We start from the raw sequence: 17,905 nt of genomic DNA on the forward strand, positions 1-17,905 counted from the left end.
AAAAATGTAATGAAGTAGGGCGAAAATAGGCGATTTTGTACGGTGCAAAGGGGTAAAAGCATTGCTAGTTTTAAGTCTGTTAATTAAAAATCTCTGAAATGGTGATCCCGGAACAAGTCCGGGATGACAAGACGGAGAAGACATTAAGGGTAAAAAATGAACAATAGTCGTAATAAGGCCATCTACGATATCGCAACTGCTCCGGTGAGCGCTGTGATGCCTGCCGCTCCGGCGAATGTCGATTTCTATGGCGAAGACGTTTTCAATGCCGATGCCATGCGCACCTACCTCCCGAAGGATATTTGCGAAAAATTGCTCGCAACGATCGACGAGGGCGTGGCTCTTGATCCGAGCATCGCTGGCGATGTCGCTCACGCGATGAAGCGCTGGGCAATGGATCGCGGCGCAACGCACTTTACGCATTGGTTCCAGCCTTTGACGGGATCGACGGCCGAAAAGCACGACAGCTTTATTGAACCGTCTGGTGGCAAGGCCATTATGGCTTTCAGCGGTAAGAATTTGATTGTGGGCGAACCGGACGCTTCGAGCTTCCCGAGTGGTGGTTTGCGTTCTACGTTCGAGGCTCGCGGCTATACCGCGTGGGACCCGACTTCTCCGGCGTTCATCAAGCGTCACGGCAATGGTGCAACACTCTGCATCCCGACCGCGTTCTGCAGCTACACGGGTGAAGCTCTCGACAAGAAGACTCCACTCCTCCGCAGCTTGCAAGCTCTTTCCAAGTCGACTCGCCGCTTGATGACTTGCTTTAAGGCTGGTCCGAAAAAGACAACAGTTACGCTCGGCGCCGAACAAGAATACTTCCTCATCGACAAGAGATTTTATCTGCAACGCCCGGACCTGTATCAGGCCGGTCGCACGATTTTCGGTGCTACTCCTGCAAAGCACCAACAAATGAATGACCATTACTTTGGCAGCATCCCGAGCCGCATCTTGAACTTTATGAACGATGTGGAAAAGGAACTGTGGAAGCTTGGTATCCCGGCAAAGACCCGCCATAACGAAGTGGCTCCGGCCCAGTTCGAACTTGCTCCGCTCTTTGAAGAAGTGAACCTTGCTTGCGACCACAACATGCTTGTGATGGAAACGCTCCGTAATGTGGCGGACCGCTACGGTCTCGTTTGCCTGTTGCACGAAAAACCGTTTGCAGGTGTGAACGGTTCTGGCAAGCATAACAACTGGAGTCTTTCTTACGGCAAGGGCAACTTGCTCAATCCGGGCAAGGACCCGCACCAGAATGCCGTGTTCCTCACTGCCATTTGCGCCATCATGTACGCTGTCGATACGCATGCTGATTTGCTCCGCATGACTTGCGCAGGTGCAGGTAACGACCACCGTCTTGGCGCTCACGAAGCTCCTCCGGCAATCATCTCCATTTACCTCGGCGATCAGCTCATGGATGTGATTGAACAGCTCGAACAAGGCGTGCCGAAGTCCAGCAAGCAAGCTGGTGCCATGAAACTTGGTTCCGATACGCTCCCGCCGCTCCCGCGTGACGCTACGGACCGCAACAGAACTTCGCCGTTTGCATTTACGGGCAACAAGTTTGAATTCCGTGCACCGGGCTCTAGCCAGAGCTGCTCTGAACCGAACGTTGTCCTCAATACGATTGTCGCCGAAGCATTCGACATGATCTCTGAACAGCTCGAAAAGCTTGATGACAAGAATTTCCACACGGGCTTGCAAAAGATTTTGCAAAAGATCGTGAAGGAACACAAGCGCATTCTTTACAATGGCAACGGCTACACTGAAGAATGGGTGAAGGAAGCTGAAAAGCGTGGTCTCCCGAACATCCGCACTTCTATGGAAGCGCTCAAGGCTTTGACGAAGGATGAAAACATTGCGCTCTTCGAAAAGTATGGCGTGATGAACCGTGCCGAAATGGTTTCCCGTTACGAAGTGAATGTGGAAGATTACCACAAGCGCATCCATATCGAAGGCGAAATCGCCCGCGACATGGCGAAGAATATCATTTTGCCTGCCGTTGTCGAAGCTTACTCTAAGGCGCTCAAGACAAACGAAATGGCTCTCAACCAGGGCTTCCCAGGTCTTGACGGTTACGCCAAGTCGCTCGGCGAAGGCATGAACCGCTTGCTCGCCGCAATTGACGTCATGGAAAAGGCGCTCGGTGGACTCCACGAAGGCATTGTCGATGCGATTGCCGCTCTCCGCAAGGAAGTGGACGGCCTTGAAAAGATTGTGCCGAACGAACTTTGGCCGCTGCCGAAGTATCGCGAGATGCTTTTCATTTACTAATGAAAAGCATGGCTTCCCGTCGAAGGTGGGAAGCCTATATGCACATTTATTTATTAGTCAGTAGTCAATAGTCATTGGTCGATGGTTGTTGGCTAATGGCTTGAATGAAATTGAAAAAAGTCGCGGGTTTTATGCCTCGCGACTTTTTTCTATGTCATGCCCGCCTTGAGCGGGCATCTCCCTATAATTATTTTGATAGAAAATGCCGCGCTTCGTCATCCTGAACGGCGGAGACGTGACGGATCCATTATTTCTTCTTTAAGCTCGCTAGCGCGAACACAAGCGATATCGCAATCCCGACAAGCGGCAAGTAAGCGGGGCTTTGCATTTTTGCTGTGGAGGCGAGAATTGCGGGGATGAGCCCGAAGAGCCCGCCGATAATCACGCCTGCGTACCAGAGCGTTTTCTTGACTTTGAACTCTTTGTGCGCAATAATGGCGACTGCGAGTGGGGCAACGATGCCTGGCGTGTAAACGGAGTAGGCCATTGTCAAAAGCCCGATGATGTCTTTCCCTTGGAGTGCAAGATAGGTGGCGATAATGCCGATGACAACGACTGAAATGCGCACAACAGAAATGCGGCGCGTGTTCAGAATGTCGCTCCCGAAAATGGCGGCGGAATTGATAAGGCATGTATCTGCCGACGAAAGGAGTGCCGACAAAAGCCCAACGGAAAGGAGGGCGGCAAGCGGGAGCGGGAGCACGCCGGAGGCGAGGCGAAACAGCGGATTCGTGGCGGAGCCTGCTGTAGCTGGGGCGTAAGTGGCGGCCCACATGCCGAGTAAAACGATAATCACGCTAAAGGCGAGAATGGCAAAACTGCCGGCGACAACAGCTTTGCGTGCCGATGTGGCGTCTTTGGCGACGAGATTTCTGGAAATCACGTCGGGGCCAAGGAAATAAGCGCCGCCGATAGTGAATAGCATAATGGCTAAATCGCTGGCGCCGAATTTTTCATTCAAGAGATTGAAGCTGCCGAAAGTCGCGAGTCCCGCGCTATTGACGGTCGAACTGCTGGCGGCGAAACTTGCGGAATGCGCGGCGTTTTCGATTCCCGAGAATCCGCCGAACAGATAAACGGCAGCTGCAAAAAATCCGAGCGTCAAAATTCCAAATTGCAAAGCGTCTGTGCGGACAACAGAAAGCTGCCCGCCCAATAGCGTGTAGACAATGACAATCACGGCGGTAATCAATACGGATTGCGTCCCTGCATCGTGACCAAGCACAAGCCCGATAAATCCTGCGACGGCTGCAAATTGTGCAGCGATAATTCCAATCCACGAAACGGCAATGATTAAAGCGACTAGCTTTCGCCCTGTTTTCCCGACGGTCTTTTCTGCAATTTCGGGAAGCGTGCGCACGTCAAGATCGTGGACAGGCTTGCTCAAAAATGCGGCTTGAAACCAGAACCCAATCGCTCCAACGGCGAGCCACCAAAAGGCGGCAAAACCGATGCTCTCGGCACGTGCGGCAATGCCCACCGTTGCAGATGCCCCAAGGACGGTTGCCATGAGGCTCATGAATACGAGTGGGGAGCTTTGCTTGCGACCTGCAACAACGTAGTCGTCAAAATTCTTGACTTTAAACAAGTCTCGAATGCAGATGAAACCGAGAACAAAGAAGTAAATGAGTAATAGTTTCATATCGACATGAAAAGGCGATGCCCGATTAAATCGGGCATGACAGGTTTACGACGTTGTAAAATTAGAAATTTTAGAGATTGCCGTATTCTCCGATGTCGGGGATGAGTGTTCCCGATTTCATGTGGTACGTGCGATTGCTGTAGCCAAATGCCGATCGGTCGTGCGTGGCGACAATGACGGCTGCGCCTGATTTTGCAAGCCTTCCGAAAAGGCTGAAAACCTTGCGGCTGTTGTCTTCGTCGAGATTGCTTGTCGGTTCATCGGCGATAATCAAATCGGGATTGTTGACAAGAGCACGTGCGATGGCGACTCGGCGCAATTCTCCACCCGATAAGTTGGCGGGGTATTCGTTTGCTAGATGAGCGATGCCGAGCTTTTTGAGAAGGCTCTGGATTTGCTCCTTGTCGATGCGTCGCTTGTAAAGGCTTGCGGCAAGTTCGATGTTCTCGGTCACGGTGAATGCAGGCAAGCAGGCGGCGTTTTGCGGGATGTAGCCGATGCGCTCGTTGCGCAATTTTGAACGATCTTCGTCATTCAAAGTGTAAAGCGGTTGTCCGTCAATGGCGATGCTGCCAGATGTTGGTGCACTGATGCCTGCGAGGGCGTTCAAAAGCGTGCTCTTGCCACTTCCGGATTCTCCGAAGATGACCGTGTAATCGCCTGACCAGGCGAAGAAATCGGCGTTGTTGACGGCAGGGAACTTTTCACCGCGTCGGGTATATTCTTTTGTAATGTTGTTACCATTGAGTATCATTAAGTTTCCTCCTTTAAAGCCGAGTAAACATCTAGACGGCCAACTTGTTTAGCTATTCGATAGGCGGCTCCTGTGCCTGTGATTGTGGGGATGAGTATTGCGGCGATGATGATCGCAAAAATGGTTAGTGCGCTCGGAAGCAAGAATGGTACGGACAAATTGTCGATAATGAACACGCGGAACGAGAGCGTTGCAAATACGCTGATGAACGCGCCTACGACAGTGCCGATGATGGTTGCGAGCAATGATTCGCCAAGAACGATGTGTTCCAATCTCTTTTGCGTGAAACCGATGACGCGGAGTGTTGCAAATTCGCGCTTGCGCTCGTTTGCAGAAATTGAGAAGGCTATTGAAACGGCGGCGATGGAGACAATCAAGAAAAATACGGCGATAACCCATACGATAATCTTGAAAGAACCTGCCGTAGCGATGACGTTATCGAATAAATCCTTGCGCGGAATCACGTGGATGTTGTCGAATTTCTCGTGAAGCGTCTGCGATATTTTTTCAAAGTCTGCGCCTTTTTCGAGATTCGCAAGAATCGCGGAAGGTTCGCCTTCGGAAATGAAGTTGATACCTTTTTCTTTCGCTGCTTTCTGCAAGATTTCGATGGTCCCGACATCGGCAAAAATGGCTTGGTCAAGCTTATTACCCATGCGTTCTAGGTGTGCTACGACAGTAAATTCCTGATCGAAGAACTTGATTTTCCCGGATTCATCGACTTGAATGTCGCTACCCGCGATTACAGAACCAATGGGAAAGTCTTTCTTGTATGTTTTGCGAATCCACGGCTTGATGGTAAAATCGGTCTTGGAATCGAAACCGATGATGTTGACTTTTTTATCGCAGCAGCTAGATCCGAGCGTGGAAAAATAAAATTGCGATGTGGCAATTTTGATTCCAGGAGTTTTTCGGGTGAATTCGAGAATTTCTCGGGGGAGCGTGCGATGGCTTAATTCTCCTTGCAAGAGAACTGGCTGGTCTTTTGCTTCGCTGCCGTATGGGACGATGAGCAAGTCTGCGCCCATGCGCGATGAGAGCTGCTCCAGGCCTGCGTCAAGGCTTTCAGAAAAAAGAGCGCTTGATAAAAGTGTTGCCGAAGCGACTGCGGTTAAGATGACAAGTCCAATGCTTCGGAACGGATGACGCCAAAAGTTTGTATAAATAATTCTAAGTATGATTTGATTCATTTAAAGTCTCCTGTCGCGTTATACTGCGATTCAATAAGTAAATGCTGTTGGCGATTCCAACGAGCGCAATGACGATTCCTGTGATTTGCAAAACCGGGGAAGAAATGGAATGACAATGCATGTGGGGTGCTGCGCAAACGCCTACAATCACGGCGGGTACAAGGGCTGTGAAAACTCCGCCTGCAATCACTGCTGCCGATAATGCTTTTTGTGCTTTCGGGATCGCGATATAGGCAATGCCAAAAATCGCGATGACAATGCCGATAATTCCGTCAACACTAGAGGTCTTTTGGCAGCGCATGATCATGTCTCCATGACCCGAGCAAAATGGAAGCAGAACAAATGAAAGTAGCGAAACGAGAACGCCAAATGCAATTGCTGTTGCGCCGAATAAAATACCTTGTTTCATAATGACCTCCTAGATGACTTTTTGTTTTTGTTCGATGCCAAATATAGAAGGCGAATATGAGTTTGTCCAATACTTTATTTTTAGCGTGTTTTATAGGTTCTTGCTATAACAAGACGTGTGTGGTGATGCCCGCTCGGTGGCGGGCATGACAAAAACGTAAAAACGCCCATCGGGGATGATGGGCGTGGTGCAATGAGTTTGTACGCTTTGATTAGGCGTTTGGATTGTGCTCGGCGGTGTATGCCTTGAGGTATTCTTCCATCTCGCGGATGTAGATGCGGCAGATGGTGCTGAGCATAAAGTTCTTTTTGGTGATGTAGCCGATTTCCATTGAACGGTCGTCTTCGCCTTTCGCGTCCTTGAACGGCACGGCGACGTAATCGGAACCGTTGATTTCTTCGCTAATGATGCCGGAGCAAAGCGTGTAACCGTTGAGACCCACCATCAAGTTGAGCATTGTGGCGCGGTCGTTTGCCTTAATGGTTTTGTGGTACTCGTTTGTACTCAAGATTTCTTCGGCGAAGTAATAGTTACCGCTTTCGCCCTGTTCAAAAGAAAGGCACGGGTAATCCGAAAGGTCTTCAAGGTTCACGTAAGGCTTTTTGGCGAGTGGATTGTTTTTCCACATGTAGGCGTAAGCCTTGCAATCAATCAGCTTTTGGAAAACGAGATCGTGTTCCTTGAGCAAATACGTGATGTACTTGCGGTTGAAATCGCTCAAGTAGATGATGCCGATTTCACTGCGGAGGCTCGTCACGTCATCGATGACTTCTTTGGTCTTTGTTTCGCGGATGGCGAATTCGTAATCATCGATGTTGAACTTTTTGGCCATGTTCACGAAGGACTTGACGGCGAAGGAATAGTGCTGTGTCGAAACGGCGAAACGCTTCTTCTTCTGTTCTTCCTTGCTGTAGCGTTCGAGAACAGACTCGTAATGGTTGTAGAGCTCGTTCGCGCGGGCGATGAATTCTTCGCCTTCGGGCGTGAGCGTGATGCCTCGGCTTGTGCGGTTGAAAACGGTGATGCCGATTTCATCTTCGAGCTCGCGGATGGCTGTCGTGAGAGACGGTTGGGATATGAACAAGGATTCGGCGGCCTTGTTGAAGGAGCCTGCTTTTGCAATCCCGATGGCGTAACGTAATTGTTGTAGTGTCATGTTCTGTTTATATCCCTTTATAGTTACGTGGTAAATATAAGAAATTTAATAGAAGAATCCTATACGTATTGTAGGAATATTAAAAAAAGAAGAAACCCCCAGGTGGATTCTAGGCTTCCTGGGAGCTTCTCGATGTGCGTAGCCTATGTATTGAACGCAACTTTTAGTCTATCGAGTGCCTCGACCAGGATACTTCGTGGACAAGCAAGGTTAAGCCGCTGGAATCCTTCTCCGTTGTTCCCGAAAAAGATCCCGTTGTTGAGCCACAGTCGCGCCTTGTTGCGGACGCGATCTTGGATTTCGTCTGGCGAAAGTCCTGTCCCGTTGAAGTCTATCCATGCGAGGTAAGTCGCTTCCATTGGCGTAAGCTTGACGCCTTTCAGATTTTCTTTAATAAATTTGTCTGTAAATTCAATGTTGCCTTTGATGTACTTGAGGAGGGCATCGAGCCAGACTTCACCTTTGCTGTAGGCGGCTTGCGTCGAGACGATTCCCTGGATGCTGACTTGGCTATAACCGGTGGCAAAGATTTGCTTGCGGAACGCGCGACGGATTGATGGATTCTTTATGAAGGCGTGTGCGATTTGGATGCCTGCCAAGTTGAATGTTTTTGTTGGCGCCGTGACGATGATGGATTTGTTGGCCAGTTCTTCGCTTATGGAGGCGAATACGGTGTGCGTACCTTCAAAGACGAAATCGCTGTGGATTTCATCGCTCACGACGATTACATTATGCTTGAGGCAAATCTCTCCGAGGCGTGTAAGTTCTTCGCGAGTCCAGACGCGGCAAACGGGATTGTGCGGGCTGCAAAGCAAAAAGAGCTTGATATTGTTTTCGACGATTTTCTTTTCGAAATCTTCAAAGTCAATGTGATAGCGACCGTCTTCTCCGTAAATAAGATCGTTACTGACAACTTTGCGTTCGTTGTCTTCGATGACGTCAACAAAGTGCATGTAGACCGGCTGCTGGATAAGTACTCCATCGCCAACATTTGTGAATGCTTTTATTGCCATGCCAAGCGCGAACATCACACCGGGAATCTTGATAATCGATTTGCGGTCTTCTATATCATAGTGGTGTCGGCGGCGGTAGAAATTTTTGACAACTTCGTAGTAGTCTTCTTTGGGTTCGCTGTACCCGAAGATTCCATATTCGGCAACGCGGGTCAACTCATCTTGAATAAACGAAGATGTCTTGAAATCCATGTCGGCAACCCAAAGCGGGAGAAGACTGTAAGGATCTTCACCTGGCTTTACAACACGGCGTTCAATAGCAAAATCGTATTTGATAGAGTTGGTATGGCGACGCTCAATAACGGTATCAAAGTCTAAATTTCGTTCTTTAATTTCTGACATAGCGGCACTTAATATAGAAGGAAATAATGCTATTGTCCAATATTATATTTCTAGCACCTTTTATAGATTTTGACTATAGCTACAAGTAGTATTCCGGTTCCTGAATCTTTCCTGCAAAGTTTAGCAGTTCGAGAATCTTTTTGCGGTATTGGATGAACGTGTCCTGTGTTCGTGCGCGCGGGAACGGGAGTTCGATTTTGATGACCTGCTCGATTTTTGAGGGGCGGGCCTTCATCACGACAACGTAGTTGCTGAGGTAAAGCGCTTCGTCAACATCGTGCGTGACCATCACCATCGTGGTCTTGTACTTTTCCCAAAGGCGGTGGATTTCGTCTTGCATTGCCATGCGCGTGAAAGCGTCCAGTGCACCAAGGGGCTCGTCCAAAAGGAGAATATCCGGGTGGCCGACAAGCGCTCTTGCAAGGCTTGCTCGCTGATTCATGCCGCCGGAAAGTTCGTGCGGGTATGATTTTTCGAATCCCTTGAGCCCGACCGTTTCGATGAATTCGTCAACGTCTTGCTTGTGTTCCTTGTACACGTGGCGGGCCCTGAGCCCAAGCGAAATGTTGTCGCGGATGTTGAGCCATGGGAAAAGTGTTGCTTGCTGGAATGCAAAACCGCGATCGGCACCGGGCTTCGTAATTTTTTTGCCATCGACAAATACGCCACCCGAAGTGGGTTCGGCAAGTCCTGCGATTTGCCTCAAGAGCGTTGTCTTTCCGCAGCCGGATGGACCGATAAGGCTCACAAAACTGCCGGCGGGAATGTCGAGGTTGACTCCATTCAAGGCGGCGACGGTATCGCCTTCGTTACTGATAAATGTCTTTACAAGATTATCAATGTGGATTGCGCCTTTTACGTTTTCGATATTTTCTGCTACCATTTCAAAGTTCCCTTTTGCCAATTCAAGATTTTATCGCGCAATTTAAAGAGCAAGGTGAGGATGAGCATGCAGTAGACTGCGATGACAATGATTCCTGCGTAAACGCCACTGTAGACGAGCATGGCCTTTTGCCAGGAAATGTACCAGCCGATACCGTATTTGACACCGAACATTTCTGCGGTCATGAGTGCCAAAAATGCACTGATGATGCCGTAGAATACGCCAAGGAAAATGGAGGGCATGGCGGCCGGAATGCCGACTCTGAAAATCTGGAATGCACTGCTTGCACCGAGCGTGCGTGAAACTTCAAAGTAAGCTTTCGGGACTGCCTGTATGGCGGAACTCGTCATGAGTGCGACCGAGAACCAGACGGAAAGCGCGATGATGAAAACGCTTGCGCCAAAAGTAGTTGGAAAAATCGTCAGCGAAATCGGAATCCAAATTGTTGCGGGAATCGGGCCGATCAGCTTGATGTAAGGGTTGATCCAGTAATTGAACTTTTTGTTGAATCCGAGGAGAACGCCCGTGACAAAGCCGAATCCGGCACCGTAGAGGAATCCTGTGACTAAAAGTTTTGTCGAGTGCCAAATGCACTTGAGGATGATTTCGTAGCCTTCGAAAAACTGGGCGAGAATGTTGTCGTATTTCGGGAAAAACAAGACGGGGAAGAGGGCGAGCTTTCCGATGACAATGTCAATGATGGCGACGACGATTCCGACGCCTCCCCAAAACGCACCGGAATATTCCAGGCCTTTCTTCAATTTTTTGACAAAGGTGGAGACGATGCCGAGGATGAATGTAGTGGCCAAAAAGAAATACAAAATCCAGGTGTAGTAAGCTTCTTCAGCTTCTGGGTGTTCGTCGCTGTCTTCAATAAGCAAGTGGATGACAAGTGCGACAATAACACCTAAAAAGGGTAAAAATCTTCTTAATGTGTTTATTAGTTTATTCTTCATTTAAACTCCTTGAATAAAAAAGCTCCTCCCCTTGTGAGGTCACGGGAAGGAGCTTGTACACAATGAGTCTTACTTCTTCAATGCGTACACTTTGGTGGAAAGGTATTTGAAGCCGTTGTCTGCAGTAATGACAACAACGTTCTTACCTTCGTTTTCCGGGCGGGCGGCAACGATGGATGCGGCGTAGATGCCTGCTGCGCCAGAAGTTCCGAGGAAGAGACCTTCATGTTCGGCAAGTTCGTGGGCAACGCCTGTAGCCTGGAGCGTAGAGACTTCAATGTATTCGTCATAGATCGAAGAATCGTTCAGCAGAGGAGGCGGTTCCGGAACGTTTGCGAACGGGGCAACACCATCGATCACGCCATGTTCTTCAGCTTCCGGGGTGAAGAAGCGAGAATCCGGAGTGGCCTGCACACCGACGATTTTCACGTTCGGATTGTGTTCGCGGAAGTACTTGGAAAGACCATTGAGCGTACCGCCCGTGCCTGCCATGGAAACGATAAAGTCTACCTTGCCATCCGTATCGGCAACGATTTCCGGGCCGGTGGTGTAGTAATGGGCGAGCGGGTTGTTTTCGTTTTCAATCTGGTTGATGAAGAAAGCATTGTGTTCTTCGGCATACTTGCGGACGTCGGAGAGCAAGACGGCAACAGAGAAGGAGCCTTCCTTCAGGAGTTTGCTTACGTTCGGAAGGGCGTCGTAACCGAGGAGCGTTGCTCCATAGGTCTTGATCACTTGTACACGTTCTTCAGAACCACCCGGTTCAAAGAAAACGGTGAGTTTGTAGCCCTTGGCGGCGGCGATAGCGGCAAGGCCGATGCCCGTGTTACCGCTTGTGATTTCAACGATTTCTCCACCCGGCTTGAGCTTGCCTTCGCGTTCGGCTTCTTCAATCATTCTGAGGGCAGCGCGGTCCTTCACGGAGCCGGACGGGTTGAAGTATTCGAGTTTTGCTAGGATATGGCCCTTGGCATTGTGATTCTTTTCAAAATTGTGGAGCTCCAGTAGCGGAGTGTGGCCGACGAGCTCGGTAATGGAATGGTGAATATTGGACATTGTTACCTCTCTTTTTTAAATGTTTTTCACAAGAGATTTCGGTTCTTCGAAATTTTCTGTGAATTTATCGGTGGCCTTATCATAGGAGTAGCCATCCGGAATTTTGATACCCTTTGATTCGAAGTCAGCAAAGTGACTCTTGACGAACTTTTCGATGTTCAATTTTTTCTTCAAGACTCCCGTCTTTTGAAGCTCTGCAGCAACGATGTTAAACGTGCGGAGCGCGGCCTTGCGGGACGGAATGTGACCGTAGCTTTCGAGCAACTGGGCGTTGAATTCTTCACTGCCAGAAACGACATCCTTCGAGAGCTGGAGTCTTGCGGCTTCGCGCGGATTGCTGTTCACGAATGCGGATCCGCGAGCGACAGCGCGCGTGTAAGCGGCGGCACCTTCCGGATTTTCCTTCCAGAGCTTGAGTGTCACGAATGCGACGCAGCAGTATTCTACGGCAAATTTCGGATCGATTGCGGTGTCGAGCAACTTGCGCAAGCCATATTCTTTTTCGGCGGTTGCTGCGGTTGGATCATGAAGGGCGATAATGTCAACAGCGCCTTTTTCAAGGGCAATCGGCAAGTCGCTTGCGCCATAGACGATGAATTCGACATCCGCTTCCGGGCCGTCTGCGACGATACCTAGATCGCGAAGCTTGCGTCTGAACGACATCACGGAACTATCGGATAAACCGATAACGCCTACCTTGGTTTTACGTCCCTTCAGGTCTTCCAACTTTTGAATCGTCGATTTTTTGGTGACGTAATACTTGGTGCAACCCGTATGAACACCAGTGACAAAGACGATAGGGAGCCCGTTTTGAATGGGCTGAAGTTCGGTAGCGAGCAAGTCGTTCCCGGCATCGACTTTGCCTGCGACGATGAGCTCGTTCACAGAATTCTTTCCGGCATCAACAGGAATCATTTCGAATTTCTGACCAATCTTTTTGAATTCCTCGTCAAAGTAACCTTTGAGCCAAGCGACATGAACCGGGGCACTACACAACACACCAGTATAGTGTGCGATTCGGACTGGTTTGAAATCGGCAAAAGCGCTTGTTCCGAGGAGGAGGGCGCTTATGAGCGTAGTCTTAATGATGCTTCGTAAATTCATTTTTAATTCCCTATTTTTGATTGTGAAAAGGTATAAATCACTTTTTCTAAATCAAAGATGTTTTAAAGGTGGAAAAACAAAATAATTCAAAAATACTTTGTTCTAATTTTGTTCGTATATTGGGCGCTATAGGCTATGGTTATATAAACCTAGTTGCGCTCCTACTTTTTAGTTCTCAACGATATTTTTCGCTAAGGTTTTCGGTTCTTCGGTCGTTTCTGTAAATGTGCCTGTATCCTTATCGTACTTGTAACCGTCAGGAACGTGAATCCCCTTAGACGCAAAATTGGCAAAGTGGCTTGTGATGAACTTTTCGATGTTCAACTTTTTCTTGAGTACGCCCGTTTTTTGGAGTTCCGTGGCGACGGTTCTGAATGTGCGAATCGTTGCTTTGCGAGATGGAATGTGGGTGTAGCTTTCAAGCAGTTTGGTGTTGAAATCTTCGCTTCCGGGGACGATGTCCTTTGCAAGCTGGAGTCTTGCTGCTTCACGCGGGTTAGCGTTGATGAATGCGGAACCGCGAGCGACTGCACGTGTGAATGCGGCTGCACCTTCTGGATTTTCTTTCCAAAGTTTGAGGCTCACGAATGCGATGCAGCAGTATTCTACGGCAAATTTCGGATCGGTGGCGGTGTCCAGAAGCTTACGGAAACCGTATTCTTCTTCGGCTGTTGTAGCGGTCGGATCGTGAAGGGCGATGATGTCCACGGCTCCCTTTTGGAGTGCCAATGGCAAGTCGCTTGCGCCATAGACAACGAATTCGACATCCGCTTCGGGGCCATCGGCGACAACACCAAGGTCACGGAGTTTTCGCTTGAATGTCATAATTGAACTGTCGGACAATCCAATGACGCCAATTTTGCTTTTGCGCCCTTTCAGGTCCTTGAGTTTTTTGATGGTCGATTGCTTTGTGACGTAGAACTTGGTGCAGCCTGTGTGTACGCCTGTTACAAAGATAATCGGGAGTCCGTTTTGGATAGGCTGAAGTTCAGTGGCGAGAAGTTCATTACCTGCGTCCGCTTTCCCAGCGACAATCAAGTCGTTGACGGAACCAGAACCTTCGGCAATCGGTACCATTTCGTATTTTTGCCCGATCTTTTTGAATTCTTCGTCGAAAAATCCTTTGAGCCATGCGGTATGAACCGGAGCACTGCACAACACTCCTGTGTAATGTGCGATTCGAACTGTTTTAATTTCGGCGAAAGCGCTTGCTCCGAAAAGCAGAGCGCTTATAAGTGTTGTTTTAATGAGGTGTTTAAAATTCATTATTGCGGCCTCCTTTTTAGAAGCTGAATGTTGTTTGGAAAATGTAGCCGGATTGATAAGCGCCATGAGCGGCGTATTCAACATCGGTGTAAAGCGTCAGATTGACGTTCTTGTTAACGTTGTAAGAAATGCCGGCCCAGAAAGAAATGTTGGAAGCTCCTGTTCCGGATTCAGATTTGTCTTCGTTCTTTGAATCTGTCAACTGGCTCGTAAATACAAAGCCTGTAAACGGAGTAACACCGGAGCTGAATGCATAATAGAATTCAAAACCGTAATCAGCAACGAGACCGCGTTGGACTCCATCATGCTTGAAAGGAACGGTCAAGCCAAATTCATTACCGATACCGAACTGTTCAGAGATGGGCAAGAACCATTGAACACCGCCCTTGAGGCTAAATTCCTGGCTGGAAATTTCTTTTTTTCCGGCGGGAATGTTGGCGTCTAAGAAAGCGGAGAAGTTGGGATTGAATGCGTATTTTGCACCCACGCTAAAGTCCTTGAATCCGTCACCTTCTTTTGTTTTGTCATTCGGATCGGCAAAAAGCTGGTAGCCGAGACCGGTGAGGCTCAATTCTAATCCTTTGACGACTGTATAGCGGGCATTCAAGTCAAAAGATGTGGAATGGAAATCTCCGTTGTACCAATAGTTTGCCTTGATTCGGGCTTGACCCTGATGCTCGTCGAGAACAGTGTAATAATCCCATTCAGCAAATGAACTGATAGTGGCAAGAGCAATAACGGAAATAATTTTTTTTGCATTGATATTCATTGATAAACTCCTTGTTTGTTTTGTTTTTTAATGTCGGATTAAAGGTAAAAAGCGCTTTTGCGCAGTCAAAGAGTTTTGTCAATTGAAAAAACAAAATAATTTAAAATTATTTTATTCTAATTTTGTTTAAGTATTGGGTGCTATCGCTCGCAATTATACGTATTGATTTATGTTATCGGAACTTATAAAAAAACTCCTTCCCGCATTAGCGAGAAGGAGTTTTAGGAGTTTTATGCGATGAGTCTTACTTATTCAAAGCATAAACTTTTGTGGAAAGATATTTGAACCCGTTATCGGCTGTAATAACGATGATGTTCTTGTCTTTATTTTCAGGACGCGCTGCGACAATTGAGGCTGCGTAAACGCCTGCTGCACTTGATGTGCCCAGGAAAAGCCCTTCGTGTTCGGCAAGTTCGTGCGCTACAGCTTTTGCCTGTAATGTAGAAACTTCGATGTATTCATCATAAATCGAGGAATCCGTCAAGAACGTAGGAGGTTCTGCGACATTTGCAAATGGTGCGACACCGTCGATAACGCCATTCTTTTCGGCTTCTGGCGTGAAATAGCGGGAGTCCGGAGTCGCTTGCACACCGATGATTTTAACATTCGGATTCTTTTCGCGGAAATATTTTGAAAGCCCGTTCAGTGTTCCGCCTGTGCCTGCCATCGAAACGACAAAATCTACTTTGCCATCGGTATCTTCCCAGATTTCAGGGCCTGTCGTGTTGTAATGGGCGAGGGGATTGTTTTCGTTTTCGCACTGGTTGATGAAAAATGCGTTGTGTTCTTTGGTGTACTTTGTGATGGCCTCGATAACGATGTTGTCGCAAATTGTGCCGTCTTCAAGAGCTTTTTTCAATTCGGGAATATCTTTGTAATCGAAAAGCTGCGCGCCATAAGTCTTGATAACTTGAATGCGTTCCTTGGAACCGCCGGATTCAAAGAAAATAGTGACTTTGTACCCTTTTGCGGCTGCGATGGCGGCAAGGGCAATGCCTGTGTTTCCACTCGTGAGGTCAACGATTTCTCCACCCGGCTTCAGTTTTCCTTCGCGTTCGGCTGCTTCAATCATGCTGAGGGCGGCGCGATCCTTGACAGAACCTGTAGCATTGAAATATTCGAGCTTTGCCAAGATATGGCCTTGGGCGTTGTGGTTCTTTTCGAAATTGTGAAGTTCAAGAAGCGGTGTATGCCCAATAAGTTCTGTAATAGAATGGTGGATATTTGACATGTTTACCTCTCTTTGTTAAAACGTCAGTCGCATTTGATTCCAGACAACGTTTCCGTGAGTCGAATCCGCCGAAATTCCTTCATCGACAAAACCAATTTTGGCGTAATAATGTACGAGCTTTTCTTTGCAAGTGAGAACAACGCCTCGTCTGCCTTCTATTTTTGCGTTTTGGACGAATAATCTCAATAGCTTTTCTGCGCAACCTTGATGGCGGTATTCGGGGATAGTGTTGACTCCGAATATCATTTGCCATGCTCCGTTTGGATTGTGCATACCGGCGTCTTCGTACATTTTGTCGTTCAAATCGGGAATATCCGTTACAAATCCGTCTACGAATGAAATCAGCTTGTCGCCATCGAACATCAGCAAAAAATAGTCCGCATAGCGTTCCAGACGCTTTTGGAAATCTTCATGTTTTGCAGCTTCTGCTGGCGGAAAGCATGTTGCTTCCACTGCGGCAATCGCATTGCAATCGGATAGCGTCGCTTTTCTTATCGTAAATTTGCTTAGACTCATTTTAGTCGTTGTGATTTGATTTGAATCGTAATGCGCGTTCTGCGATTTTGTTTCTGTAAATGTTGATTTTTGCAATGGCTTCGCTGATGGGGAGCGCGATATCGAATGCGCGTACATTGAAGCGGGCCAATGACTGGATTGCTTGCGGACCAAGCTGTTCGCAAAGCACGTAATCTAAATCGGCTAGATTCTTGGCTGCTGCATACATCGATGAATGCTGAACTTCGCGCTGGCCACAAGTGCCGTCTCCGCAAGAACCATCGCAATGTTCCGGCTTTAAACGGACTTCGACTTTCTCGTATTTTCCGCTTGCTTCGTCAACTTCATAGATGTCAAATGCGGCTGCGTGTCCAAAGTGAACGTTGACATTTACTCCGTCATTCGTGGCAACTGCTACTTTGTATTTAGCCATGTAAAAAAGCCTCCTTAACGCAATTGTAAAATGAACCACGAAGATGAATTTTCTACGTGGCTAAACTCCCGGCGTACCGGTTTAGTTTATATAAAAGAACGGTTACCTAGCGTTCTGTATTCTTTTAAATTTTTGCTTCTGTTCCGAAGTCCCGCATAATTTAAAAAGCGTAATAGGTAAATGCAATATAAAACCCTGTTTGAACAATAAATAAAGTTCGATTTTCTTGATTGTGATAGGAACTAAATGAATTGGGTGATAAGATGAAACTATAACAATGTTGTAAATCGGAATTTTTTGAACGGAATGGGCTAAAAAAGTATTGAAAAGGGTAGACGCAAATTCTAAAATTCCGCAAACCTAGCGTTTCTGTAGGTAAATAAACCTAAGGAGACATTTCATTATGGCAAAACGTTTACGTCAGATCGCAATCTACGGTAAGGGTGGCATCGGTAAATCTACTACGACTCAGAACTTGACCGCAGGCCTTGTGGAACAGGGTAAGCATGTGCTCGTTGTCGGTTGCGACCCGAAGGCTGACTCTACTCGACTCTTGCTCGGCGGCCTCCACCAGAAAACCGTGCTCGATACCATTCGCGATAACAAGACCGAAATCCAGCTCTCTGACCTCGAAAAGGTCGGCTTCAATGGCGTGCGCTGCGTGGAATCCGGTGGCCCGGAACCGGGCGTGGGTTGCGCTGGCCGCGGTATAATCACTTCCATCAGCATGCTTGAACAGCTCGGTGCTTACACCGAAGATCTCGATTACGTGTTCTACGACGTGCTCGGTGACGTTGTGTGCGGTGGTTTCGCCATGCCGATTCGTGAAGGCAAGGCGAAGGAAATCTACATCGTTGCTTCCGGCGAAATGATGGCTCTCTACGCTGCAAACAACATCTGTAAGGGTATTGCCAAGTACGCTGAACGCGGTG

At 48.1% G+C, this 17,905-nt stretch carries 17 protein-coding genes; 2 read left to right on the forward strand and 15 right to left on the reverse strand.

Going from position 1 to position 17,905, the window contains the following annotated elements; all coding sequences use genetic code 11:
- Nucleotides 1-216 precede the first annotated feature (216 nt).
- Nucleotides 217-2,274: a glutamine synthetase III gene (locus B7991_RS06985; RefSeq protein WP_176421778.1), complete on the forward strand. Its 2,058-nt coding sequence runs from the start codon at nt 217-219 to the stop codon at nt 2,272-2,274.
- Nucleotides 2,275-2,521: 247 nt separating this feature from the next.
- Here the strand turns inward: B7991_RS06985 and B7991_RS06990 are convergent, their stop codons facing one another.
- From B7991_RS06990 to B7991_RS07060, 15 genes are all read right to left on the reverse strand, one after another.
- On the reverse strand, nt 2,522-3,916 hold the full coding sequence (locus B7991_RS06990) for a sodium:solute symporter (protein ID WP_088630187.1): 1,395 nt from the start codon (nt 3,914-3,916) through the stop codon (nt 2,522-2,524).
- Nucleotides 3,917-3,986: 70 nt separating this feature from the next.
- A complete protein-coding gene (locus B7991_RS06995) occupies nt 3,987-4,670 on the reverse strand; it encodes an ABC transporter ATP-binding protein (RefSeq protein WP_085491318.1) in 684 nt (227 codons plus the stop codon).
- Nucleotides 4,670-5,860, reverse strand: a complete 1,191-nt coding sequence (locus tag B7991_RS07000; protein ID WP_088630188.1) for an ABC transporter permease — start codon at nt 5,858-5,860, stop codon at nt 4,670-4,672. Before B7991_RS07000 ends, B7991_RS06995 begins: the two co-directional genes overlap by 1 nt.
- Complete coding sequence (locus B7991_RS07005) at nt 5,841-6,269, reverse strand: DUF4418 family protein (RefSeq protein ID WP_073423787.1); 429 nt, start codon at nt 6,267-6,269, stop codon at nt 5,841-5,843. Before B7991_RS07005 ends, B7991_RS07000 begins: the two co-directional genes overlap by 20 nt.
- A 211-nt stretch (nt 6,270-6,480) precedes the next feature.
- Entirely contained in the window at nt 6,481-7,425 is a 945-nt protein-coding gene (locus tag B7991_RS07010; protein WP_088630189.1) for a LysR family transcriptional regulator, read from the reverse strand.
- A 143-nt stretch (nt 7,426-7,568) separates the two neighbouring features.
- Nucleotides 7,569-8,780, reverse strand: a complete 1,212-nt coding sequence (locus B7991_RS07015; RefSeq protein ID WP_088630190.1) for a MalY/PatB family protein — start codon at nt 8,778-8,780, stop codon at nt 7,569-7,571.
- A gap of 79 nt (nt 8,781-8,859) precedes the next feature.
- The gene (locus B7991_RS07020; protein WP_088630191.1) at nt 8,860-9,663 is read right to left on the reverse strand and encodes an ABC transporter ATP-binding protein; all 804 of its coding nucleotides are present in this window, start codon (nt 9,661-9,663) and stop codon (nt 8,860-8,862) included.
- Entirely contained in the window at nt 9,657-10,619 is a 963-nt protein-coding gene (locus B7991_RS07025; protein ID WP_088630192.1) for an ABC transporter permease, read from the reverse strand. The genes B7991_RS07020 and B7991_RS07025 overlap by 7 nt, the downstream gene beginning before the upstream one ends.
- A 69-nt stretch (nt 10,620-10,688) precedes the next feature.
- Nucleotides 10,689-11,675: a PLP-dependent cysteine synthase family protein gene (locus B7991_RS07030; protein WP_085491313.1), complete on the reverse strand. Its 987-nt coding sequence runs from the start codon at nt 11,673-11,675 to the stop codon at nt 10,689-10,691.
- A gap of 15 nt (nt 11,676-11,690) precedes the next feature.
- Nucleotides 11,691-12,779: an ABC transporter substrate-binding protein gene (locus tag B7991_RS07035; RefSeq protein ID WP_088630193.1), complete on the reverse strand. Its 1,089-nt coding sequence runs from the start codon at nt 12,777-12,779 to the stop codon at nt 11,691-11,693.
- Between the two features lie 168 nt (nt 12,780-12,947).
- Complete coding sequence (locus tag B7991_RS07040; protein WP_088630194.1) at nt 12,948-14,045, reverse strand: ABC transporter substrate-binding protein; 1,098 nt, start codon at nt 14,043-14,045, stop codon at nt 12,948-12,950.
- 16 nt (nt 14,046-14,061) lie between these two features.
- The gene (locus B7991_RS07045) at nt 14,062-14,814 is read right to left on the reverse strand and encodes a hypothetical protein (protein WP_088630195.1); all 753 of its coding nucleotides are present in this window, start codon (nt 14,812-14,814) and stop codon (nt 14,062-14,064) included.
- Nucleotides 14,815-15,058: 244 nt separating this feature from the next.
- Entirely contained in the window at nt 15,059-16,045 is a 987-nt protein-coding gene (locus tag B7991_RS07050; protein ID WP_088630196.1) for a PLP-dependent cysteine synthase family protein, read from the reverse strand.
- Between the two features lie 15 nt (nt 16,046-16,060).
- The gene (locus tag B7991_RS07055; protein ID WP_088630197.1) at nt 16,061-16,561 is read right to left on the reverse strand and encodes a GNAT family N-acetyltransferase; all 501 of its coding nucleotides are present in this window, start codon (nt 16,559-16,561) and stop codon (nt 16,061-16,063) included.
- A 1-nt stretch (nt 16,562) separates the two neighbouring features.
- Nucleotides 16,563-16,973, reverse strand: coding sequence for a NifB/NifX family molybdenum-iron cluster-binding protein (locus tag B7991_RS07060; protein WP_014545824.1), 411 nt, complete (start codon nt 16,971-16,973; stop codon nt 16,563-16,565).
- A gap of 403 nt (nt 16,974-17,376) precedes the next feature.
- Here B7991_RS07060 and B7991_RS07065 point away from each other — a divergent pair.
- Nucleotides 17,377-17,905, forward strand: a 529-nt coding sequence (locus B7991_RS07065) for an AAA family ATPase (RefSeq protein WP_176421777.1), incomplete at its 3' end; no start/stop codon positions are given.

It is taken from the genome of Fibrobacter sp. UWB3 (genome assembly GCF_002210405.1).
In the GTDB taxonomy this organism is placed as follows: domain Bacteria; phylum Fibrobacterota; class Fibrobacteria; order Fibrobacterales; family Fibrobacteraceae; genus Fibrobacter.